15 protein-coding genes, 1 pseudogene and 1 riboswitch are annotated in these 23,507 nt (G+C 69.2%); of the genes and pseudogenes, 12 read left to right on the top strand and 4 right to left on the bottom strand.

The genetic code is table 11. The features are described 5' to 3' along the window. On the bottom strand, nucleotides 1–1,287 hold the full coding sequence (locus OG558_RS42240; RefSeq protein WP_405068046.1) for a class I SAM-dependent methyltransferase: 1,287 nt from the start codon (nucleotides 1,285–1,287) through the stop codon (nucleotides 1–3). Beyond that, complete coding sequence (locus OG558_RS42235) at nucleotides 1,284–2,663, bottom strand: FAD-binding oxidoreductase (protein ID WP_405068045.1); 1,380 nt, start codon at nucleotides 2,661–2,663, stop codon at nucleotides 1,284–1,286. Before OG558_RS42235 ends, OG558_RS42240 begins: the two co-directional genes overlap by 4 nt. A 77-nt stretch (nucleotides 2,664–2,740) precedes the next feature. On the opposite strand from OG558_RS42235, the gene OG558_RS42230 reads away from it, so the two are divergent. The 4 genes from OG558_RS42230 to OG558_RS42215 all read left to right on the top strand — a co-directional run bounded on the left by OG558_RS42230 (nucleotide 2,741) and on the right by OG558_RS42215 (nucleotide 7,467). Then, entirely contained in the window at nucleotides 2,741–3,673 is a 933-nt protein-coding gene (locus OG558_RS42230) for a 2-hydroxyacid dehydrogenase (RefSeq protein ID WP_405068044.1), read from the top strand. A 16-nt stretch (nucleotides 3,674–3,689) separates the two neighbouring features. After that, nucleotides 3,690–4,775 carry a WD40/YVTN/BNR-like repeat-containing protein gene (locus tag OG558_RS42225; protein ID WP_405068043.1) on the top strand — a complete coding sequence of 362 codons (1,086 nt, stop codon included), beginning with the start codon at nucleotides 3,690–3,692 and terminating at the stop codon, nucleotides 4,773–4,775. Continuing rightward, on the top strand, nucleotides 4,775–5,038 hold the full coding sequence (locus OG558_RS42220) for a MoaD/ThiS family protein (RefSeq protein ID WP_329479804.1): 264 nt from the start codon (nucleotides 4,775–4,777) through the stop codon (nucleotides 5,036–5,038). The genes OG558_RS42225 and OG558_RS42220 overlap by 1 nt, the downstream gene beginning before the upstream one ends. 170 nt (nucleotides 5,039–5,208) lie before the next feature. Further along, a complete protein-coding gene (locus OG558_RS42215; RefSeq protein ID WP_405068042.1) occupies nucleotides 5,209–7,467 on the top strand; it encodes an MMPL family transporter in 2,259 nt (752 codons plus the stop codon). On the opposite strand, the gene OG558_RS42210 is transcribed toward OG558_RS42215, so the two are convergent. Beyond that, nucleotides 7,468–8,433, bottom strand: a complete 966-nt coding sequence (locus OG558_RS42210; protein ID WP_405068040.1) for a 5-aminoimidazole-4-carboxamide ribonucleotide transformylase — start codon at nucleotides 8,431–8,433, stop codon at nucleotides 7,468–7,470. Continuing rightward, nucleotides 8,399–8,479: riboswitch (ZMP/ZTP riboswitch) on the bottom strand. (Overlaps the previous gene by 35 nt.) 132 nt (nucleotides 8,480–8,611) lie before the next feature. Here OG558_RS42210 and OG558_RS42205 point away from each other — a divergent pair. Continuing rightward, nucleotides 8,612–9,694, top strand: a complete 1,083-nt coding sequence (locus OG558_RS42205) for an IS110 family transposase (protein WP_405068038.1) — start codon at nucleotides 8,612–8,614, stop codon at nucleotides 9,692–9,694. A 1,354-nt stretch (nucleotides 9,695–11,048) separates the two neighbouring features. On the opposite strand, the gene OG558_RS42200 is transcribed toward OG558_RS42205, so the two are convergent. Next, complete coding sequence (locus OG558_RS42200) at nucleotides 11,049–11,456, bottom strand: nuclear transport factor 2 family protein (protein WP_329479798.1); 408 nt, start codon at nucleotides 11,454–11,456, stop codon at nucleotides 11,049–11,051. Nucleotides 11,457–11,590: 134 nt separating this feature from the next. Here OG558_RS42200 and OG558_RS42195 point away from each other — a divergent pair, with 134 nt between their 5' ends. The 7 genes and pseudogenes from OG558_RS42195 to serA all read left to right on the top strand — a co-directional run bounded on the left by OG558_RS42195 (nucleotide 11,591) and on the right by serA (nucleotide 23,494). Continuing rightward, nucleotides 11,591–15,007, top strand: a complete 3,417-nt coding sequence (locus OG558_RS42195; RefSeq protein WP_405068037.1) for a S8 family peptidase — start codon at nucleotides 11,591–11,593, stop codon at nucleotides 15,005–15,007. 18 nt (nucleotides 15,008–15,025) lie between these two features. Then, nucleotides 15,026–16,693, top strand: a complete 1,668-nt coding sequence (gene ilvD / locus OG558_RS42190) for a dihydroxy-acid dehydratase (protein WP_405068036.1) — start codon at nucleotides 15,026–15,028, stop codon at nucleotides 16,691–16,693. A gap of 281 nt (nucleotides 16,694–16,974) precedes the next feature. Further along, entirely contained in the window at nucleotides 16,975–18,723 is a 1,749-nt protein-coding gene (locus tag OG558_RS42185) for an acetolactate synthase large subunit (RefSeq protein ID WP_329479792.1), read from the top strand. After that, a pseudogene (ilvN, locus tag OG558_RS42180) lies at nucleotides 18,723–19,226 on the top strand (acetolactate synthase small subunit); the annotation flags it as partial. The gene OG558_RS42185 and the pseudogene ilvN, both read left to right, overlap by 1 nt. Before the next feature lie 184 nt (nucleotides 19,227–19,410). Beyond that, nucleotides 19,411–20,430 carry a ketol-acid reductoisomerase gene (gene ilvC / locus OG558_RS42175; protein ID WP_329484942.1) on the top strand — a complete coding sequence of 340 codons (1,020 nt, stop codon included), beginning with the start codon at nucleotides 19,411–19,413 and terminating at the stop codon, nucleotides 20,428–20,430. A 104-nt stretch (nucleotides 20,431–20,534) separates the two neighbouring features. Continuing rightward, nucleotides 20,535–21,776, top strand: a complete 1,242-nt coding sequence (locus OG558_RS42170; protein ID WP_405068035.1) for a trypsin-like peptidase domain-containing protein — start codon at nucleotides 20,535–20,537, stop codon at nucleotides 21,774–21,776. A gap of 119 nt (nucleotides 21,777–21,895) precedes the next feature. Further along, nucleotides 21,896–23,494 (top strand): phosphoglycerate dehydrogenase, encoded by a 1,599-nt coding sequence (gene serA / locus OG558_RS42165; protein WP_328519331.1) that lies wholly within the window; start codon nucleotides 21,896–21,898, stop codon nucleotides 23,492–23,494. Nucleotides 23,495–23,507: the final 13 nt, after the last annotated feature.

Genomic DNA, 23,507 nt, shown 5'->3' with positions numbered 1-23,507 from the left:
TCAGCTGAGCCAGGTGGGGCGGAGGGGGAAGTGGGCGTTGGCGTCGTCGTCGAGTTTTACGGCTAGGATCTGGTGGAGTTGGGTGTTGTTGCGTTCGAAGCCGACTCGGCAGGCGGCCAGGTAAAGGCCCCAGATCTTGGCGGTGGGGTGGCCGACCTCGGCGACGGCCTCGTCCCAGTGGACGACCAGGTTGTCGGACCAGGCGGCCAGGGTGAGGGCGTAGTGCTCGCGCAGGTTCTCCTCGTGGCGGACCTCGAAGCCGGCGTCCTGGGCCTCGGCGATGATCCGGCCGGAGCCGATCAGCTCGCCGTCGGGGAAGATGTAGCGGTCGATGAACGCGCCGGTGGAGCGGAAGCGGTTGTCCGGGCGGGTGATGCTGTGGTTCAGCAGCCGGCCGCCGGGCTTCAGCCGGTCGAGCAGGAACCCGAAGTACGACGGGTAGTTGCGCACGCCGATGTGTTCGGTCAGGCCGATCGAGCTGATCGCGTCGAAATCGCGCTCGGCGACGTCCCGGTAGTCCAGGAAGCGGACCTCGGCCAGGTGCTCGAGTCCTTCCCGCTTGATCGCCTCGTTGGCCCACTCGGCCTGGGCGGACGACAGCGTGACGCCCAGCGCACGAACGCCGTACTCGCGGGCCGCGTGCCGGACCATGCCTCCCCAGCCGCACCCGACGTCGAGGAGCCGTTGCCCGGCCTGAAGGTCGAGCTTCCGCGCGACCAGGTCGTACTTCTCGTACTGCGCCTCCTCCAGCGAGGCCTCCACAGTCGGATAGACGGCACATGTGTAGGTCATCGACGGGCCGAGGATCCACTCGTAGAACGTGTTCGACACGTCGTAGTGGTGGTGGATCGCCGCCTTGTCCCGGGCCTTCGAGTGCCGCAGTCCCTCGAAGGTACGACGCCACTTCGGCAGGTGCTCCTGCGGCGGGGGCGGCGGCGGCTTCAGGTGACTCCAACCGAGCCCGCGGACGATCCGCAGCGCCTCCGCCGTCGTCGGACGCTCGAAGTGCACCTGGTTGAGCATCATCCGCATCAGGTCGTACGGATTGCCCTCGTGGATGCCGGTGATCTCCAGATCGCCCATCACGTACGCGCGGACCAGGCCGAGGTCCCCGGGTGCCGTGAGTACGTAGGACAGGCCGCGCTCGGAGGCCAGATGCATGTGGATCGGCGAGTCCTCCGGGCCGGTCGCGCTCCCGTCGTACGCCGTGAACCGGAACGGCAGGCCGGCCGGAGTCACCGTGGTCAGTGCGTCAGCGATCGAAACCTGGGTCGCGAGCGTCGTCATCGGCGCGTCACCGCCTTCTCGTAGAGCCCGGTGAGCCGGGCGTTCGGGTCGTAGCGTTGCTTCACCTCGGTCAAGGCCGGCACGTTGTAGAGCCGGTCGAAGGTGTCTCGGTCGTAGTACGCGTCGGAGTACAGCGATTTGTGCCCGCCGAACTCGGCCACCGCGGCCTCGATCCGCCGGTTCACGTCACCGTCGGAGGCGCCGGGGGCGATCGCCACGGTGCCCCAGAAGCCGACGTTCACGTAGGTCTCGCCGGGCTTGAGCGGGTACAGCGGCCAGTCCGCCGACCCACGCAGCCGGAGCGGGCACAGCCAGACCGGCCGCATCCCGACCTCGGCGTCGAACCAGCGCAGGAACCCGGCCAGCCGGTCGACCGGGATCTCGACATCCTGGACGACCCGTTCGCGATCGGGCCGCCCGCGCCGGCGGTCGAGGCGTGCGGCGACATGATGCCGGTTCTCGAGGCCGACGATCTTGTGGAACACGTCGCTCCGCCGCCAGCGTCGCGGCCACAGGCGCCGTACCACCGGATGCTGTGCGCCGAACGCGGCCGAGCACCAGAACCAGTCGGTGTCCCAGCGCCACAGGTAGTCGTGCGCGGTGAGGAAGTCCGTCGGCCGCTGCTGGATCGAGCGGTAGTAGATCTGCTGGCCGGTGTAGTCGCTGGTCCGCACAGCGGCGTCGCTGTTCCGCCCGAGGGTCAGGTACGCCTCCGACGGGCTGAACGCGACCCCGTCGACGAACTGCACCGGCTCCCCGTCGTACGTGCTTGAGGCAACGATCTCGTCGATCGCCGGGGCCAGCTCGTCGAGGCCGAGGCGGACGTGCCGGAGGGCGACGTACGGCGAGATCCGGTCGAGCTCGATCGTCAGCCGGGTGGCGTAGCCGAGAGTGCCGTAGGAGTTCGGGAACATCCGGAACAGGTCCGCGTGCTCACCCTCCGGGCGTGCGGTGATCAGGTCGCCGGCGCCGGTGAGGATGTCGAGTTCCAGCACGGACTCGTGCGGCAGTCCGGCCCGGAACGACGACGACTCGATGCCGAGCCCGGTCACCGCGCCGCCGAGCGTGATCGTCTTCAGTTGCGGCACGACCATCGGGGTCAGCCCGTGCGGGAGCGTGGCCGCGACCAGGTCCTCGTACGTGCACATGCCCTGGACGTCCGCGGTCCGCGCGGCCGGGTCGACGCTGATCACGCCGGTCAGCTTCGACACGTCCAGGCCGGGGCGCTCGACGTCCGTCCGTGGGCGGAACAGGTTCGAACTGCGCTTCGCCAGCCGGACGGGGTCGCCCGGAGGGATCCGCTGATACGACTCCCGCAATCGCCCTACGGCCTGATCATGCTCGAGCGTCGCCGCCAGATCCGATGTCGAAGGCACCGATCCAGAGTACGACGACGTCCGGTGTCTGGCACGGGTGTTCAAAAGTGTCCTGGCACCCGAGTAGGTTCGTGGGCATGGCTGATGTGGTGAAGGCATGGCTGCCGTGGGAGGACCCGGACACCTTCCTCGGCGGGCTGCCCGCGGGATTCGACGTCGACTTCTACGACGGCGGGGAGCGGCCGGAGTCGCTCGCCGAGGTCGAGGTCTACGTGCCGGGATACATGGGTGGCTCCCGGGTGATCGACATCGTCAGCGAGATGCCGAGCCTGAAGGTCGTGCAGCTGCAGACCGCCGGCTTCGAGCATGTGCTGCCGCATCTGGCCGAGGGCGTGACCCTGTGCAACGCGCGCGGGGTCCACGACGCGTCCACCGCGGAGCTCGCGGTCGCCCTGATCCTCGCGTCGTACCGGCGCCTGCCGCGGGCCGTCCGCGACCAGGACCAGCAGGTCTGGCCCCGCTCGTACGACGAGGTCGACGACTCACTCGCGGATCGCACGGTGCTGATCCTGGGCTACGGGTCGATCGGGGAGGCGCTGGAGCGGCGGCTGAGCGGGTTCGAGTGTGAGGTGATCCGGGTCGCCCGGCGGGCCAGGGACGGCGTACATCCGATCACCGAGCTGCCGGAGTTGCTGCCGCGGGCGGATGTCGTCGTCCTGCTGACCCCGGCGACTGCGGAGACGCGCGGGATGGTGGACGCGAAGTTCCTGGCGAGCCTGAAGGACGGCGCGCTGTTGGTGAACGTTGCTCGCGGTGTCGTCGTCGACACCGACGCGTTGCTGGCCGAGCTCGGCACGCGGCGGATCAGCGCCGCTCTGGACGTGACCGACCCCGAGCCACTGCCCGCCGGTCATCCGCTCTGGTCGGCTCCGAACGTGCTGATCAATCCGCACCGCGGCGGTGCCTCGACGGCGTTCGCGCCGCGGGTGGCGCGCCTGGTGCGCGCACAGCTGGAGCGCTACGTCTCCGGCGAACCGCTGATCAATGTGGTGGCAGGTCCACCGCGCTGAAACGAGGAGGACAAGGATGTCCGAGGCCGTACTGCTGATCGGGACCAAGAAGGGGCTCTGGATCGGCCGGAGCGATGCCGCCCGCAAGAACTGGACCCTCGACGGGCCGCACTTCGAGATGCAGGGCGTGTACGCCGTGGGCATCGACACCCGGGGTGAGCGGCCGCGGATGTTCGCCGGCGGGACCAGCGAGCATTGGGGACCGGCCGTCTTCCACTCCGACGACCTCGGTGCGACCTGGGACGAGCCGCCGGAGGGATCGATCGGATTCCCGGCCGACGCCGACGCCGCACTCGAGCGGGTCTGGCAGATCCAGCCTGGACCGGCCGGTCAGCCGGGTGTCGTGTACGCCGGGACGCAGCCGTCGGCGCTGTGGAAGTCGACCGACGGGGGAGTGACGTTCGAGCTGGTCCGCGGGCTGTGGGACCATCCGCACCGCAAGGAGTGGGGCGCTGGCTTCGGTGGTCAGGCGGTGCACACGGTGCTGCCGCATCCCACCGATCCCGAGCAGGTCAGCGTCGCGATGTCGACCGGTGGGGTCTATCGGACGGCCGACGGCGGCGCGTCGTGGGAGCCGGCGAACCACGGGATCCAGGCGAAGTTCTTCCCCGACCCCTACCCGGAGTTCGGTCAGTGTGTGCACAAGCTGGCCGCGCATCCCGCCGTACCGGAGCGGATGTTCGCGCAGAACCATCACGGCGTCTACCGGTCCGACGACGGTGGGGCGATCTGGAAGTCGATCGCGGACGGGCTGCCGTCGGACTTCGGGTTCCCGATCGCGGTGCATCCGCACGAGCCGGCGACGGTGTACGTCTTCCCGCTGATCGCGGACGCGAACCGGATCCCGACCGAGGCCAAGTGCCGCGTCTACCGCTCTCGCGACGCCGGAGCGACCTGGGAGCCGCTGACGACGGGCCTTCCCGACGTGTCGTATGTCCCGGTCCTGCGTGACGCGCTCACCACCGACACCGCCGACCCGGCCGGTGTGTACGTCGGCACCCGCGACGGCTGCGTCTACGCCAGCGGCGATGCCGGTGACACCTGGGTCGAGGTGGCACGTCACCTGCCGGATGTGCTCACCGTGCGCGCCGCGGTGATCTGATGATCTCCGTCCGCCTGCCGACCGTCCTCCGGCCGTTCGCGGGCGGAGCCGAGTGCGTCGAGGTCGACGGCTCCACCGTCGCCGAGGCCTTCGCCGCCCTCGACCCAGTGCTGCGACGGAGGTTGACCGACGAGCAGGGCGCCGTCCGCCGGCACGTCAACGTCTACCTCCACAACGACAACATCCGCGACCTGGACGGCCCGGGGACGAAGTTGAGCGACGGAGATGAGTTGCTGATCCTGCCTAGCGTCGCGGGCGGTTGACACCGCGCCAAAGGAAGACTGCAGTCCGGGTGACGGGCAGCGATCGGTTGGTGGCGTAGGGGTGTGCCCGGGGGGCGAGGGGTTGTGACGGGCGTCGGGCCCGGCTTACTGTCGGCGGAGGGGTCGACGGCGGGGCCGTCGCCTGGGGGGCACCTGGGGGAGGGGGCCCTGTGCACGCGTTTCTGGATCGTCTCGGCCGGGGGGCCGCACGGTTCCACTGGTTCGTGATCGCAGGCTGGCTGGTGCTGGTCGTCGGATTGTTCGTACTACGGTCCGCGTTCGGCGGCACGTACGTGAACAACTACACGGTCCCGGGCAGTGAGTCGTCGGCCGGACTGAACATCCTGAACAAGGACTTCGCCACCGCCGGCGGCTACTCCGGTTCGATCGTCTTCCACGCGAAGACCGGCACGGTCTCCGAGCAGGCCGACGCGGTGAAGACGTCGATGGCGGCCGTCGCCAAGCTGCCGGACGTGGTCTCGGCCGTCGACCCGCTGGCGACGTCACAGACGGCGTACATCTCCAAGGACGGCAGCATCGTCAACGCTCCGGTCTCCTTCTCGGTGGTGCCGGCGTCGCTCGACAGCAGCTATCTCGACAAACTGGATGCCGCCGTCCAGCCGGCCAGGGCCGCCGGGCTCCAGGTCGAGTATGGCGGAGGCGCCGGCCAGATCGGGAAACAGGCGGACGACACCCTGTCCGAGACCATCGGCCTCGCGCTCGCGCTGTTGTTGCTGTTCCTGATGTTCCGGTCGATCGTCGCGGCCGGACTGCCGCTGATCGCCGCGATCTTCAGCGTCGGCGGCGGGCTGGCCATCCTCGGTCTGCTCGCAGCGGTGAAGGACTTCCCGGTCTCGGCGCCGACGGTCGCCACCCTGCTCGGACTCGGCGTCGCGATCGACTACGGGCTCTTCATGGTGTCGCGCCATCGCGAGCAGCTCGAGGACGGGATCGGAGTCGAGGAATCGGCCGGTCGCACGGAGTCGACGTCCGGCGCGGCCATCCTGGTCGCCGGCGGGACGGTCGTCATCGCGATTCTCGGCCTCTACGTCTCCGGCGTACCGTTCGTCGGCGCGCTCGGTCTGTCCTCGGCCATCGTCGTCGCGGTCACCGTGCTGGCGGCGCTGACCCTCATCCCCGCGATGCTCGGCCTGGCGAAGTTCCTCGTCCTCAACCGCAAGGACCGGCACCATCTGGTGGAGGAGCGGGAGCTCGAGGCCGGGCTCCCGAACGAGCAGGCCGTGGCCGAGCACCGGGCGGAGGAGCGCGAGCAACGCGACCTCAAGCACGAGCAGAGCCCGTTCGCCCGCTGGGGACGCAAGGTGAGCGACCGGCCGTGGCCGTACGGCATCGCCGCCACCCTCGTGCTGCTCGTCCTGGCCATACCACTGCTGTCGATGAACCTTGGCCAGCTCGACGCCGGCACCGATCCGGCGGCGGACTCGAGCCGGAAAGCGTACGACCTGGTCGCCCAAGGGTTCGGCCCGGGTGCCAACGGTCCGCTGACGGTCGTCGTACAGCTCCCGTCCGAGAGCTCGACCGACAAGCAGACCTTGCTGACCGGCCTCACGTCCACGCTGCAGAAAACCGCCGGAGTGGCCGCCGTCCAACCGGCGACCATGAACAGCGCCGGTACGACGGCGATCATCACCGTCATCCCGACCACGTCACCGTCGTCGGCGGAGACCGAGGATCTGGTCAACCGGATCCGCGACGACGTACTCGCGGGCCAGCAGGAGCCGACCTTCGTCGTCGGCACGACCGCCGGGTACGTCGACTTCACCGAGAAGGTGGCCGGGCGGATGCTGTGGCTGATCGGCGCCGTGGTGCTGCTCGCGTTCCTACTGCTCACCGTGGCGTTCCGCTCGCTGCTGATCGGGGTCAAGGCCGCGATCCTCAACCTGTTGTCGGTCGGCGCCGCGTACGGCGTCATCGTCGCGGTCTTCCAGTGGGGCTGGGGATCCTCCCTGGTCGGGATCGACGAGAAGGTGCCGATCCCGTCGTTCGTGCCGATGCTGATGTTCGCGATCGTGTTCGGGCTGTCGATGGACTACGAGGTGTTCCTGCTGTCCCGCGTGCACGAGGCCTGGATCGCGACGAACGACAGCCATCGCGCCGTGGCGATCGGGATCGGCGCGACCGCTCGGGTGATCACGACCGCGGCGGCGATCATGATCGTGGTCTTCCTGAGCTTCGTCCTCGACGACGACCCGACGGTGAAGATGCTGGCGGTCGGCATGGCCGTCGCCGTCCTGATCGACGCCAGCATCGTCCGGATGGTTCTGGTCCCGTCCGTCATGACGCTGCTCGGCGACCGGGCCTGGTGGCTGCCGGACTGGCTCGACCGCATCATTCCCGACATCCAGCTGGAAGGCGGTCCGCAGCCGGCCCCGGCCGAGCGCGAGCCACCCAAGGTCGACGTCGCCTGATCAGTGCCGGAACAGCCGGACGCCGGTCGGCGACCAGCTGATGCCGCGCACGGCGCACGCCTGTGCGACCTCGTCCGACCGGATGGACCCGCCCGGCTCGGCGATATGCGCGACGCCGTACCGGTGCGCTTCCTCGACGTTGTCGACGAAGGGGAGCGCACCGTCGGACACCATCGCCACATCCGCGAGCGCTTCGGTCGAACGGCGGTCCCACCACGCGGCAGCCTTCTCGCCGGCGAGTCGGGTGCAGTCCACCCGCGACTGCTGCCCGGCGCCGACGCCGATCGTCATGCCGTCCTTGACCATCGCGACCGTGTTCGACTGCGTGTACCGCACCACGATCAGCCCGAGCAGGAGATCCCGGGCCGCCGCGTCCGGCACCGCGGGATCCAGCAGCTCACGAGTCAGCGGTACGTCGTCCCGCCGCTGTGTCAACCGCAGTCCGTAAAGCTCGCGAACCTCCTCCGCCGGCGGCTCGAACGCCGGATCCGCCTCCAACACCAGAAAGCTCCCACGCTTCTTCGCCGCCAACGTCCCGACCACGCCCTCGTCGTACCCGGACGCGATGATCCCGTCCGACACGACACGCTTGAGCACCCCGGCGAGCTCCGCGTCGACCGGATGCGAGACGGCAACGAAGTCGCCGTACGACGACTTGGGATCGGCATCGCGAGCACGCAGGTAGGCGCCGGCCACGCTGTCCCCCAGCGCCGCCCCAGCAGGAGACACATGCTTGTAGGACGCCGCCGCCGGAACGCCGAAGGCACCGGACGCCTCGCGGACGAGCTGCCAACCGGTCAGCGCATCCAGGACGTTGACGTACGACGGAACGCCCGAGACGACTGCGAACGGGGAGCCGCCGAGAGCCGTCATCGTGGCGGGCTGGTGGGGATTCATGCCGTAGCGCATCAGAAACCTCCGAAACGAGAGCCGGAGGCACCCAGGCGGACGACGCCTTGTCCACAACCCGCTCCCCGGTGGTACTCCACCCTCGCCAGTCGCGGTCGACCAACACTTTAGACCGTATGTAGGAACTGCTTCTCGAGTTGGGGGTAGTTGCTGGCCGGGACCTCGCTCGCGCAATCGTGGGTTACCGAACGCGGTTGTGGTGTTCGGCCTTTCCGACAGGTGTGAGGAGGTCCCGGTGTTTTCTGAGCGTACGAGTGTTGGTCTGGATGTGCACGCACGGTCGGTTGCTGCAGCGGCGATCGACGGGCAGACCGGTGAGGTGTTCAAGGCGCGGTTGACGCCGTCGCACGCGGAGGTGCTGGAGTGGATCGGCAGGCTGCCGGGCCCATGCGCTGTCGTGTATGAGTCCGGGCCCACCGGGTTCGGTCTGGCTCGTGCAGTGATCGCGGCGGGGCTGCGGTGCGAGGTGGCGGCGTCGTCGAAGCTGCAGCGGCCCGCGGGCGATCGAGTGAAGACCGACGCGCGGGACGCGCTGCATCTGGCCCGGTTGCTGCGGCTGGACGAGGTCGTGCCGGTGCGGATCCCGGGCCCGGCCGAGGAGGCCGCGCGTGACCTGGTCCGGGCCCGGGAGGCCTCCCGGCAGGATCTGATGCGGGCCCGGCATCGGGTGTCGAAGCTGCTGCTGCGGCACGGGATCGTGTATTCAGGCGGTAAGGCGTGGACCGAGCTGCACGACCGGTGGCTGCGCCAGCAGTGCTTCGACTCGGTCCCGACCCGGATCGCGTTCGATGATGCCTACGAGACGGTCGTGCTGACCACGGCTCGCCGTGCCCGGTTGGACGAGAAGATCAACACGCTAGCCGGGGACAGCGAGTTCACCGCGGTGACGCGGCGGCTGGCGTGTCTGCGGGGCATCTCCACGCTGACCGGGTTCGCGCTCGCCGTCGAGATCGGCGACTGGCAACGGTTCACCGGCGCGAGCATCGGCGCCTACGTCGGGCTGGTGCCCAGCGAACACTCCTCTGGGCAGAGCCGCGTGCTGGGCGCGATCACCAAGACCGGCAACGCCCACGTGCGGCGGCTGCTGGTCGAGGCCGCCTGGCATCACCGCACCACCTACACCCCCGGCGTGGTGCTGCGACGCCGCTGGGACCAGGCCCCGGCCGCGGCCCGGGCCCGCGGTCATGCCGGCAACCAGCGCCTGCACGCCCGCTGGGTCGACCTGAACCTGCGCAAGAAACGACCGGTGATCGCCAACGTCGCCGTCGCCCGCGAACTGGCCGGCTGGTGCTGGTCGCTGGCGGTGATCCCCGACTGAAACGTGCCCTAACCCGAGCCCCCGTTGGGAGTGGAGATCCGAGGAACCGGCAGCGCGAGGAGCAACGCGCCCCCGAGGCTATGAGCAGCCCGAATGCCACAAGGGCCATTCTGGCCACGCTCGTCCTTAGACCCGCGCTACGCTCCAGCCGAACACACGGTCCTGCAGGTAACCAACCCGCGCATATCAGCCTTGACCACGCGTCGTGCAACGACACGCTGACCTCGGCCTCCACCCCCAGCGGGCCCCCCTTCCCCGCAACGCCGCACAGCATGACGTCGTCCTCGCCGGCGTCAAGGCCAAGCCCTGCCGGGTGGCCTACGGCCAGCCTTGACACCGACTGCGGGCGGCCATCCAGGCGGCAACCACGGCGGGGAAACCCTTCCCTCGTCCTGCCCCGACATCAGGACCGACTCCCCACGCCCACTTGACAAACAGGCCCTACATATCAGCATGACGTCGTCCTCGCCGGCGTCAAGGCCAAGCCCTGCCGGGTGGCCTACGGCCAGCCTTGACACCGACTGCGGGCGGCCATCCAGGCGGCAACCACGGCGGGGAAACCCTTCCCTCGTCCTGCCCCGACATCAGGACCGACTCCCCACGCCCACTTGACAAACAGGCCCTACATATCAGCCCGGATCCGTGAACCGGTCCGGCGCTCGTCCCGTGATCTCGCTCCGCCGCAGCCCACCGCGCAACTTCCGGGGGATATCCCGTCCTGTTGTGGGTTCTCCCTCGGTGCACGCGGGGAGAACCCACAACGGCAGGGGATAACCGGCTCTTCTGACGTATCCGTGGGTGGCTCGTTCGCCTCCTTCGCGTCCCCGGCAGTCGGCCTTGTTCTGTCGGTTGCCGCCGGGGGGCGGGGAGGATCTCGTCCCGGATCCCGGATCGGGTGGGAGATCCTCCCCAGCCTGCCCCGGCCGCCCGCGGGTCTTGGCCTGGGCGGACGTGGGGCACTCACCAAACCCGGTCGTCAGCCGCCGACTGCTCGCGGCCGAGCGGGGCCTGTCTGGCATCGCGCTGCTTGGTGAGTGCTGCAGGTCCGGTCCGCGGCGCGGCATCGCCCAACCCACCACCGCCGGGCGGGCTGTGGCGGACTTCCAGGCCATCACAATCACCCAGAGGCCGCGATCATCCGTGGCAGGCCATCGTCCCCGCCACGTTGTGATGGCCTGGCGATCCGGTCGACGGCACGAGCAACACCCACCGAACCAACCGAAGCGCCGGATTTCCCATCCCGTTGTGGGTTCTCCCTTGGTGGACGAGGGGAGAACCCACGACGGCAGCGGACAACCCATGAAGTGGACGCCATCGCGGGGGATCGGACCGGTCAGCATCCACGGATCCAAACTCAGTCGCGCCAGACTCCGGTCCAGTCGTAGAGCGCAGCGGTGGTCGCGTACTCGCGGAGGTACGCAATGCGGCCCTGGTCGAGTCGTGCGATCGTGGCGCCGTCGAAGGCGCCGGGTTCGCCCTTCCACGTGCACTCGAAGCGCCACTCGACGATCAGCGTGTCGCCGGCCGCCGCCGATGACGTGATCTCCCAGGCGTCGACGGTGCCGCCGGCGCCGAACCAGGCGTTCATCCACTGCTCGACCCGCGCCTTGCCCCGATAGACCGGCCCATACGACTCGATCACCACGCAGTCGTCGGTCAACGTGTCCAGAACCGCCGCGATGTCGTGCCGCCGCCACCCGTCGACGTACGCCTCGAGTCGGGTGCGACCGCTGTCGGTCGGCGGGTGACTGATTCCGGTCATGTCGGCCTCCTGTCACGGCAGTCTCGTGACCGCGCCGGGTGGGATCGGATACCAAAGGTCACGACGCACCTGATCGGTGCCTATGGCAAGACGTCCGCACCTGATCGGTGCCTACAGCAAGGATGGTGTACCCGGTGGGGTTTCCACGATCTTTACCGATACCGGCGCTGCTGGCCAGCGGCGCCCTGGCGCTGTCCGGGCTGACTGCTCCAGTCACCGCTACCGCGGCGCCGACAGTTGGCGCGCCGGTCGTCGAGCCGGCCCCCGTACTCAGGAGCCCCGCCACAGTGACGTTGCTGACCGGCGAGCACGTCACGCTGCGGCCCGGCCCGGACGGGAAGCCGCAGGTCGACGTCCGGTCCCGCGACGGTGGGTCCGCGGTCGGGTACGCCGTACGTAACGACCACGGCCGGATCAGCGTGATCCCGCACGACGTCGCGAGCCTGGTTCCCGGCGTACTCGACCCTGCCCTGTTCGACGTGACCGGCCTCGTCGAGATGGGGTACGACGACGCGCACCGCGCGGACCTGCCCGTGATCGTGCGGGAGAGTTCCGGCGCGCGGACGATGGCAAACGCCGGATTCACCCCGAGCCGCACGCTGGCCAGCATCGGTGCGACTGCGGGCCGGATCGAGAAGTCCTGGGCGACAGCGTTCGGATCGGCCCTGACGGCCGCCCGGTCCGCCCTGCCGGCCAAGATCTGGCTGGACACAGCCCTGCATGGTGACCCTGTGCCTGAGTCGGCGCCCGGGACCGGCAGATCGACGAGCAAGACGCCGCCGAGTAGCGGTTCCAAGGCCGCAGCGGCACCGCTGGACCCATACCTGGAGCAGGTGCAGGCGCCGACCGCGTGGCGCCGCGGCCTCGACGGTCACGGCGTGAAGGTCGCGATCCTCGACTCCGGCATCGACACCGGCCACCCGGCACTCGAGGGCAAGGTGACGGCCACCGAGGACTTCACCGGCGAAGGCCCGCAGGACGACTTCGGTCGCGGCACCCAGATCGCGTCGCTGGTGGCCGGCAACGGCGCCGGGTCCGACGGCGCCCGGAAGGGCATCGCACCCGGAGCCGAACTGATCTCCGGCAAGATCCTCAACGCGGCCGGCGAGGGCACCGTGTCCGAGCTGATCGCGGCGATGGAGTGGGCCGTCGGGCAGCACGCTGACCTGGTCAACGTCAGCCTTGGCGCCCGCGCCCCGTTCCAGGGCGACGACCTGCTGGCCGACGCGGTCGACCGGCTGACGGCGCAGAGCGGTGCGCTGTTCGTGGTCGCGGCCGGCGACGACGGGGACTTCTACGCCACACCGTTCTCGGTCGAGACGCCGGGTACGGCTGACTCCGCGTTGACAGTGGGTGCGCTCGATCCGGCCGGCAACCGGGCCCGGTTCACCAGCATGGGCCCGACGTACTCCTGGCGGCAGAAGCCGGAGATCGCCGCGCCCGGCACCGGCATCCTGGGCGCCCGGGCCGGTGCGCGCGACGGCGACCTGTACGCCATGGGCTTGGGTACGTCCCGGTCCACGCCGCTGGTGACCGGCTCGGCCGCGTTGCTGCTCCAGCAGCACCCGGAGCTGACCTGGCAGCAACTGAAGGCGCGGTTGAGCAGCAGTGCTGTCGACAGCACCGGCGTCTTCACGGGGTGGTTCGGCAGCGGCAGGGTGAACCTGGACGTCGCGACGTCCCCGACCGGCCTGGTGCCGAACGTCGGCGTGATCGACTACGCGGCGATCCGCCACCCTGACGACTCGCCGCAGAAGCGCACTCTGACGCTGACGAATCCCAGTGCCGAGCCGGTCACGCTCACATTCGCCGACCAGGAGGTGACCATCTGGAACAAGCAGGCCCCAGGGTCTGCGGTGACCGTGTCACCGGCCACCCTGACCGTGCCCGCCGGTGGGACCGCCGACGCCACGGTGACCTTCGACCCGACCGGCCTGAGCGACGTCGTCGGGCAGTGGAACTCGATTGTCGACAACATCTGGGAGGGTGCGCTCGACGTCATCGACAGCGCCGGGAAACGGCGCCTCCGGCTGGCCCTGAACGCCTACGACGAGCCGCCGATGTACGACGCCTCGGTCCTGGTGCTCGACCGCAACGGCAAGCCGGTCTCCGGTGGCTACGTCAACGTCTTCAACAGCACCGACGGTCACTACAACCAGATCCTCCTGGACGACCAGGGTCGCGGAACCGCCCGAATTACGCCCGGGGTGCACATGGCGTACGGCTTCGTACCGACAGGCGACACGATGACGTTTGCCGTCGAGTCGAACGTCACCGTGACCCGGAACACGTCGTTCACACTGGACGCCCGTCAGGCGGTCCAGGTGAAGGCTCCTGTCGTGGAGGGCCAACCGACCGGGGTCGTCGAGGGCACGATCGGCTTCACGCGAGGCAAGGACGCGCAGAACTGGCAGGCCGACGAGCTGCCGGTGACAGCGGCCGATCTTGCTGCCGGCCGGTTGTACGTGACGCCCACGGCCGCTCCCCAGGGCGGCTTCGCCGAAGCTGTCACCCGGTGGCAGCTGAGGTCGACCGAGAAGACCGGCCACGACACCCCGGACCTGTACCAGGTTTACCAGAGCGCGAACCGTTTCAGCGCGCCGCTGGTCAAGCCGGTCGACCGCAACGCCGTGCGCGACATGGCCTCGGTCGAGACCAGTTTCGGCACCGCGTGGGGTGGTGGCGAACGTCGCGTCGTCCGTGGCGTGCAGAGCAGGTACAGCGGAATGTCCTGGACGAGCGAACGAACCGTGGAGGCTCCCTCGCGCGAGGTCGAGTTGTTGTCCGCCGGTCCGGACGTCGCGTGGTGGCAGTGCGAGAAGGCGCCCGCCAGCGGCGATGCCGGACTGTGTGACGACCCGGTCCGGACGTACCAGCGCGGTGAGAAGGTCCGCTCAGCTCTCGGTACCGCGGTGCATCCACAGATCCGCAGCCACAGCATGTGGAACAGCACGTTCGCCCTGCAGGTCGGGATGGGGGACGCCAACCACGTCGGCATTGTGGACGGTTCCATCGTCGGTGGGCAGCGGCTGGCGCTGTACCGCAACGGCGAGTTGATCGGTGATGCTCCGGATGTGGGCTACGTCTTCGACGTGCCCGCAGGGCCGGCCCGCTGGCGGGTGGAGCACAGCTGGCGGACCAAGGCGGTCCCGACGTCCGGGGAGGCGGAGACCGCCTGGGAATTCACCGCCACCGCACCTGCCGGGAGGGACGAGAATCCGGTGGAGCCGCCGATGATCCGTCCGGCCTACGACCCCTACGTAGCTCTCGACGGCAGCACACCGGCCGGGCGGCCGATGCAGTTCGATCTGGACCTCAGCTACCCGGACGGCGCCGGCGTGCCGGTGAAGGCCGCGAAGCTCTGGGTGTCCTCCGACCGCGGCAAGCACTGGACCCAGGCGCCGCTGGCGCGGACCGGGGACGGTTACAAGACCGTCGTCGCGCCGTGGATGCTCCAGCCGGGCAAGTCGCTGTCGGTCCGGACCGCGGTGACGGACCGGTCAGGCAACTCCGTGGACCAGACTGTGCTGGACCTGGTGCCTGTGCGCTGAGCCCATAGAGTGAGCTGCATGGTCGATCTGAAACCACGCAGCCGCACAGTGACCGACGGCCTGGAAGCAACCGCCTCCCGCGGGATGCTCCGGGCCGTCGGCATGGGTGACGACGACTGGGCCAAGCCCCAGGTCGGCGTCGCGTCGAGCTGGAACGAGATCACCCCCTGCAATCTGTCCCTGGACCGGCTCGCGAAGGCGGTCAAGGAAGGGGTTCATGCGGCAGGTGGGTACCCGCTCGAGTTCGGCACGATCAGCGTGTCCGACGGCATTTCGATGGGCCACGTCGGCATGCACTACTCACTCGTCAGCCGCGAGATCATCGCCGACTCGGTCGAGACCGTGATGGAGGCCGAGCGGCTGGACGGCTCGGTCCTGCTGGCCGGCTGCGACAAATCGCTGCCCGGCATGCTGATGGCCGCGGCCCGGCTCGACCTGGCCGCGGTCTTCCTGTACGCCGGTTCGATCATGCCGGGCAGGCTCGGCGACAAGGACGTCACGATCATCGACGCGTTCGAGGCGGTCGGCGCGTGCCTGCGCGGCCTGATCACCCAGGACGAGGTCGACGCGGTCGAGCGGGCGATCTGCCCCGGTGAAGGCGCCTGCGGCGGCATGTACACCGCCAACACGATGGCCGCGTCCGCCGAGGCCCTCGGTATGTCGCTGCCCGGTTCGGCCGCGCCGCCGGCCGTCGATCGCCGCCGCGACGGCTACGCCCGCAAGTCCGGCGAGGCGGTGGTAGGCCTGCTGCGGAAGGGGATCACGGCACGGCAGATCCTGACCAGGGAAGCGTTCGAGAACGCGATCGCGGTAGTGATGGCACTGGGCGGGTCGACGAACGCAGTCCTGCATCTGCTGGCGATCGCGCGTGAGGCAGAGGTGGATCTGACGCTGGAGGACTTCGCCAGAGTCGGTAGCCGAGTTCCACATCTGGGAGACCTGAAGCCGTTCGGTCGCTACGTGATGACCGACGTCGATCGCGTCGGCGGCATCCCGGTGGTGATGCGCGCGCTGCTCGACGCCGGCCTCCTGCACGGCGACTGCCTCACGGTCACCGGTAAGACCATGGCCGAGAACCTCGCCGACATCGCACCGCCCGACGTCGACGGCACGATCATCCGCGCGCTCGACAAGCCGATCCACCGCACCGGCGGCATCACGATCCTGCACGGCTCGCTCGCCCCGGAGGGCGCGGTGGTGAAGAGCGCAGGCTTCGACTCCGACGTCTTCGAAGGGACGGCGCGAGTCTTCGACGGTGAACGGGCTGCCATGGATGCGGTCGCCGAGCTGAACCCCGGCGACGTCGTCGTGATCCGGTACGAGGGTCCGAAGGGCGGCCCCGGTATGCGCGAGATGCTCGCCGTCACCGGCGCGATCAAGGGCGCCGGCCTCGGCAAGGACGTCCTGCTCCTCACCGACGGCCGCTTCTCCGGCGGTACGACGGGACTCTGCGTCGGGCACGTGGCCCCGGAAGCGGCCGACGGTGGCCCGATCGCGTTCGTCCAGGACGGCGACCGGATCACCCTCGACGTGAAGAACCGCACCCTCGACCTCCACGTCACCCCCGAGATCATCGAACTCCGCAGGCAGGGCTGGACCCCGAGGACTCCGGCCATCACCAAGGGCGTGCTCGGCAAGTACACCCGCCTGGTCGGCTCGGCCTCCCAAGGAGCCGTCTGTATCTAAGACGGTCATCTCAATAAATGAGACACATGAGCGCCGAACTTGACCCGATCGCGGTGTGTCGGCGAGTGTTGCCTACATGCGATCGATTCTCCTCGTACTTGTGCGGCGCGCCGACTGACGCGACCACAGAGTCGAGCGCGCCCCCTTCAGCCCACCCGGCGGAGGGGGTTTTTTGTTGCCGATGCGACTATCTGCGACCCAGATGAGCAGAGACGACAACCAAGAGCGAGGATGGATCGGTCGCGACAAGCCAATCGTGACAGGACTTAGGGAAGGCACTCATGAGTGAGCAGCTGACCGGGGCACAGGCTCTGATCCGCGCACTGGAACATGCCGGAGTGGACACCGTCTTCGGCATCCCGGGTGGCGCGATCCTCCCGGCGTACGACCCGATGCTCGACTCGACCCAGATCCGCCACATCCTGGTACGTCACGAGCAGGGCGCCGGCCACGCCGCGCAGGGGTACGCCGCCGCGTCCGGCAAGACCGGTGTGTGCATGGCGACCTCGGGTCCCGGGGCGACCAACCTGGTCACGCCGATCGCCGACGCGTACATGGACTCGGTCCCGATGGTCGCGATCACCGGTCAGGTGGCCAGCGCCGCGATCGGCACGGACGCCTTCCAGGAGGCCGACATCCGCGGCATCACGATGCCGATCACCAAGCACAACTTCCTGGTCAACGACCCGAACGACATCGCCACCACGGTGGCCGAGGCGTTCTACATCGCCTCCACCGGCCGGCCCGGCCCGGTGCTGGTGGACGTGACCAAGGACGCGATGCAGGCGCGGGTCGACTTCCAGTGGCCGACCGAGCTGTCGCTGCCCGGCTACCGGCCGGTGACCCGCCCGCACCCGAAGCAGGTGCGCGAGGCGGCCCGCCTGATCGCCGCGGCCGAGAAGCCGGTCCTGTACGTCGGCGGCGGCGTGATCCGGGCCCAGGCCGACGCCGAGCTGAAGGAGCTCGCGGAGCTGCTCGGCATTCCCGTGGTGACCACCCTGATGGCCCGCGGCGCGCTGCCCGACACCCACGAGCTGCACTTCGGCATGCCCGGGATGCACGGCTCGGTGTCCGCGGTCGGCGCGCTCCAGCGGTCCGATCTGCTCATCTGCCTGGGCGCCCGCTTCGACGACCGGGTGACCGGCCGGCTCGACTCGTTCGCGCCCGAGGCGAAGGTCATCCACGCCGACATCGACCCGGCCGAGATCGGCAAGAACCGTGCCGCCGACGTGCCGATCGTGGGGGACTGCAAGGAGGTCATCACCGACCTGCTCGCCGCGCTCCGCACCGAGATCGCGAACGCCGGCCGCACCCCGTCGTACGACGCCTGGCGCCACCAGCTGGAGGCGGTCCGCAGCAAGTACCCGGTGGCGTACGACGAACCCGACGACGGCAGCCTGTCCCCGCAGTACGTGATCGAGCGGATCGGCAAGATCGCCGGCCCGGACGCCGTCTACACCGCGGGCGTCGGCCAGCACCAGATGTGGGCCGCGCACTACCTCCCGTTCGAGAAGCCGCGGCACTGGCTGAACTCCGGCGGCCTCGGCACCATGGGGTACGCCGTTCCGGCCGCGATGGGCGCGAAGGTCGCCCGGCCGGACAAGACCGTGTGGGCGATCGACGGCGACGGCTGCTTCCAGATGACCAACCAGGAGCTGGTCACCTGCGCGCTCGAGGGCATCCCGATCAAGGTTGCCGTGATCAACAACCAGTCGCTGGGCATGGTCCGGCAGTGGCAGACGCTGTTCTACGACAAGCGGTACTCCAACACCGACCTGCACTCGGCCCGGATCCCGGACTTCGCCAAGCTGGCCGAGGCGATGGGCGGCGTCGGGCTGCGTTGCTCGGACAAGGACTCGGTCGACGCCACGATCGACAAGGCGATGTCGGTCACCGACCAGCCGGTCGTGGTCGACTTCGTCGTGCACCGCGACGCAATGGTCTGGCCGATGGTCGCGGCCGGCACCAGCAACGACGACATCCAGATCGCCCGCGACATGGCGCCCAAGTGGGACACCGAGGAGCTCTAATGTCCAAACACACCTTGAGCATCCTGGTCGAGAACAAGCACGGTGTGCTGGCCCGTGTCGCGGCGCTGATCTCGCGACGGGGGTTCAACATCGATTCCCTCGCGGTCGGTCCGACCGAGCACCCCGAGGTGTCCCGGATGACCATCGCGGTCAGCGTGGACGAGCAGCCGCTGGAGCAGATCACCAAGCAGCTGAACAAGCTGGTGAATGTGATCAAGATCGTCGAACTCGAGCCCAGCCAGACGGTTCAGCGCGAACTGCTGCTGGTGAAGGTCAAGGCGGACACCCTGACCAGGGGACAGGTGCTGGAGACCGTCCAGCTGTTCCGTGCGAAGGTGGTGGACGTGGCTCCGGACGCGATCACGATCGAGGCGACCGGCAATCCCGAGAAACTCGAGGCCATGCTCCGGGTGCTGGAACCCTTCGGCGTCCGCGAGCTGGTGCAGTCCGGCATGGTGGCGATCGGCCGGGGCAGTCGCTCCATCTCCGACCGCACGCTGCGGCCGGTCCCGGTGCCACCGCCGTACGTCGCCTCCGGCACCCCGACCGTGCAGGCGCAACCCGTCGACCGGGCGCACCACCCGGTCCCGGCACCCCCGCCGGGCCGGCCAGTGGCCCCGGCCCGTCAGGCCTGAACGCCGTACCCCCATTCACTACAGAGGAGAAGAGCCCGAAGTGGCAGCTGAAATGTTCTACGACGACAACGCCGACCTGTCGGTGATCCAGGGCCGCCACGTGGCCGTGCTCGGCTACGGCTCCCAGGGCCACGCCCACGCGCTGTCGCTGCGCGACTCCGGCGTCGACGTCCGGGTCGGACTGCCCGAGGGCTCGAAGAGCCGGGCCAAGGCCGAGGCGCAGGGCCTGCGGGTGCTCACCCCGGCCGAGGCGGTCGAGGAGGCCGACGTCATCGTCGTACTCGCGCCGGACCCGGCCCAGCGCAAGCTCTACGCGGAGGCCATCGAGCCGAACCTGGTCGACGGCGACGCGCTCGTCTTCGGTCACGGCTTCAACATCCGGTTCGGCTACATCAAGCCGCCGGCCGGCGTGGACGTGTTCATGGTCGCCCCGAAGGGCCCGGGCCACCTGGTCCGTCGCGAGTACACCGAGGGTCGCGGCGTACCGGTGCTGGTTGCGGTCGAGCAGGACGCCACCGGCAAGGCGTGGGACCTGGCGCTCTCGTACGCCAAGGGCATCGGCGGTCTGCGGGCCGGCGGGATCAAGACCACCTTCACCGAGGAGACCGAGACCGACCTGTTCGGTGAGCAGGCCGTCCTCTGCGGTGGCGTGTCGGCGCTGATCCAGTCCGGCTTCGAGGTGCTCACCGAGGCCGGCTACCAGCCCGAGGTCGCGTACTTCGAGTGCCTGCACGAGCTCAAGCTGATCGTCGACCTGATCTACGAAGGCGGCATCGCCAAGCAGCGCTGGTCGGTCTCCGACACCGCCGAGTACGGCGACTACGTGTCCGGCCCGCGGATCATCGACGCGTCGGTGAAGCAGCGGATGAAGGAGGTCCTCGGTGACATCACCGACGGCACCTTCGCGGCCCGCTTCATCGCCGACCAGGACGCCGGCGCGCCGGAGTTCGCCGAGTTCCGCAAGAAGAGCCAGGAGCACCCGATCGAGGCCGTGGGTAAGGATCTGCGCGGCCTGATGGCGTGGGTCAAGTCGCACGACGACGACTACGTCGAGGGCAGCGCCGCGCGCTGACGTAACGAAAGAACAGGTCCGGGGCACCCAGGTGGGTGGCCCGGACCTGTATTTTTGGCACAATCAGTGACGGTTGTGGTTTGTGCTGATGATGGGGGGAACCGATGGAGGGGCGCGAGCTGCCGCGGCCGCCTCGGCGGATCCCCCCGGGCGCCGGCTCGCTCACCCAACTGGACAGCAGTACGTCGCGTGGCCCGCAGCCGCCACCGCGACAGCCGTGGCTTTTCGGGCGGATCCTGGCCGGTTTCATCGTGCTGCTGATCATCGTCGCGGGCGGTGCGGCCACCGGATGGTGGATCCGGTCACAGAACGTGGGCCCCGTATCACCGGAGGTCATCGACGCGGCCGGTCCGGAGGTCACGGAAACAGTCGGCCAGGAGGTCATGAAGACGGCCGGCCCGGCCGTGGTCCGGGTGCTCGCCACGACCTGCGCAGGCACCGGCGAGGCGACCGGCGCGCTGATCGACGGGGACAGAATCCTCACCGCGGCATCCGCGATCGAGCAGGCACTGTCAATCGTGATCGTCACCCCGGACCACCGGATCCGCCCGGCCAATCTGCTCGGCACCAGCCCGGACGGAGTCGCCGTACTGCAGATGATCGGGAGCCTGGACGGCGAGCGGCTGTCGCTGGCGCGCGAAGATCCCGATCCGAAGGCCAAGCGTGCGCTGATCGGCTACACCGCGGCCGGCGAGCAGGTGATGAACCCCATCGGTTCGGCAGCTGATCCCACGGCTCTGAGCGAGGTCATGAACGCGACCAAGCTCGGCGGCCCCGTCGTGGACAAGGCTGGCCAGGTGGTCGGTGTGGTCGTCGGCCGTACGGTCCAGGCGAGCAGGATCGTCCCACTCGAGAAGCTGCGCGGGTACGCCGTGCCGAGGTCGACCGGGATCACCGCCGTCGCAGGAGGTTCGTGCGAGGAGTCGCGTGGACCGCAGACCGCGATCGCCCCGGAGTTGCTGGTCGCGAACACAGCGCTGGCGGCGGAGGTCCAGAAGCTGCTCGGCAACTATCTGACGCAGGAGAACAGGCGCAACTTCCCCGCGTTGCAGGCGTTGTACTCCGAGCAGCTGGCCCGGTCGATCACTCCGGTGAAGGATCGGCGCAGTCACCGCACGACATACTTCTTCGGCCCGGAGATCACCGAGGTCTCCCGGTATGCCAAGGACGGCGCCTACGCCCGGATCACGTTCAACGCGCTCTTCTCACCCGTCACCACCGGCGCCGACGGCCGGCGGTGCAACCGGCTGGACAACCGCTACCGCCTGGTCCGGGAGGGCGGCAGGCTCGTCATCGATACGGCCGTCTCGATGGAAAAACCTCCGCGGAGCTGTGAAGCGGAGTGACCGGCATTCGGGTCCCTTCGGTGGGCTCCGGACCGGACAAGGTACGATCGCATCAGCGGGCACAGCGCGGTGCTCTGTTCTACATGAGCCCCTACCGCTTCCAGGAGTGAGATTCCTCCATGACTGACGTAACCCGGCCCGTCGTCCTGATCGCCGAAGAGCTCAGCCCGGCCACCGTCGAGGCGCTCGGCCCCGACTTCGAGATCCGGCAGATCAACGGCGCCGACCGCGCCCAGCTGCTCCCGGCCATCGCTGACGTCGACGCCATCCTGATCCGCAGCGCCACCAAGGTGGACGCCGAGGCGCTGGCCGCGGCCAAGCGTCTGAAGGTAGTCGCCCGGGCCGGTGTCGGCCTGGACAACGTGGACGTGAAGGCCGCCACCCAGGCCGGTGTGATGGTCGTGAACGCACCGACCTCCAACATCGTCAGCGCCGCCGAGCTCGCGGTCGCCCTGCTGCTGGCCGCCGCGCGCCGCGTCCCGGCCGCCGACCAGTCGCTGAAGAACGGCGAGTGGAAGCGGAGCAAGTACTCCGGCGTCGAGCTGTTCGAGAAGACCGTCGGCATCGTCGGCCTCGGCAAGATCGGCGTCCTGGTCGCGCAGCGGCTGGCCGCCTTCGGCATGAACGTGATCGCCTACGACCCGTACGTGCAGGCCGGCCGGGCCGCGCAGATGGGGGTCCGGCTCGCCTCTCTCGACGAGCTGCTGAGCGTCAGCGACTTCATCTCGGTGCACCTGCCGAAGACCCCGGAGACGATCGGTCTGATCGGCGACGAGGAACTGCACAAGGTCAAGCCCGAGGTCATCATCGTGAACGCGGCCCGCGGCGGCATCGTCGACGAGCAGGCGCTCCACAGTGCTCTGAAGGAAGGCCGCGTGGCCGCCGCCGGCCTGGACGTGTTCGCGTCCGAGCCGTGCACCGACTCGCCGCTGTTCGAGTTCGAGAACGTGGTCGCCACCCCGCACCTCGGCGCGTCTACCGACGAGGCGCAGGAGAAGGCCGGCATCGCGGTCGCCAAGTCGGTCCGGCTCGCGCTGTCCGGCGAACTGGTGCCGGACGCGGTGAACGTCCAGGGCGGCGTGATCGCCGAGGACGTCCGGCCGGGGATCGCGCTGACCGAGAAGCTCGGCCGCATCTTCACCGCGCTGGCCGGCGGCGTCGCGCAGCAGCTCGATGTCGAGGTCCGCGGCGAGATCACGCAGTACGACGTCAAGGTCCTGGAACTGGCCGCACTCAAGGGTGTCTTCGCGGATGTCGTCGAGGACAACGTCTCGTACGTGAACGCGCCGCTGCTCGCGGCCGAGCGGGGTCTCGAGGTCCGGCTCGTCACCGACCACGACAGCCCCGAGCACCGCAACCTGATCACCCTGCGCGGCACGCTCGCCGACGGCGCCCAGGTCTCGGTGTCCGGCACGCTGGTCGGCGTCCGGCAGTCGGAGCGGCTGGTCGAGATCGACGGCTTCGACCTCGAGGTCGAGCTGTCCGCCCACCTCGCCTTCCTCACCTACGAGGACCGGCCGGGCATCGTCGGGCAGATCGGCCGCATCCTCGGCGAGGCGGACGTGAACATCGCCGGCATGCAGGTCAGCCGCGACCGCAAGGGCGGCAAGGCGCTGGTCGCGCTGTCGGTCGACTCGGCCATCGCGCCGGCCGTGCTGGACGACATCGCGACCGCGGTCCAGGCCGACACCGCCCGTACCGTGGACCTGGAAGCCTGATTCAGACGAACGA

It is taken from the genome of Kribbella sp. NBC_01510 (assembly GCF_045040325.1).
Lineage (GTDB): Bacteria > Actinomycetota > Actinomycetes > Propionibacteriales > Kribbellaceae > Kribbella.
The sequence above is the reverse complement of the archived record's forward strand: the minus strand, read 5'-3'. Positions and strand labels throughout refer to the sequence as shown.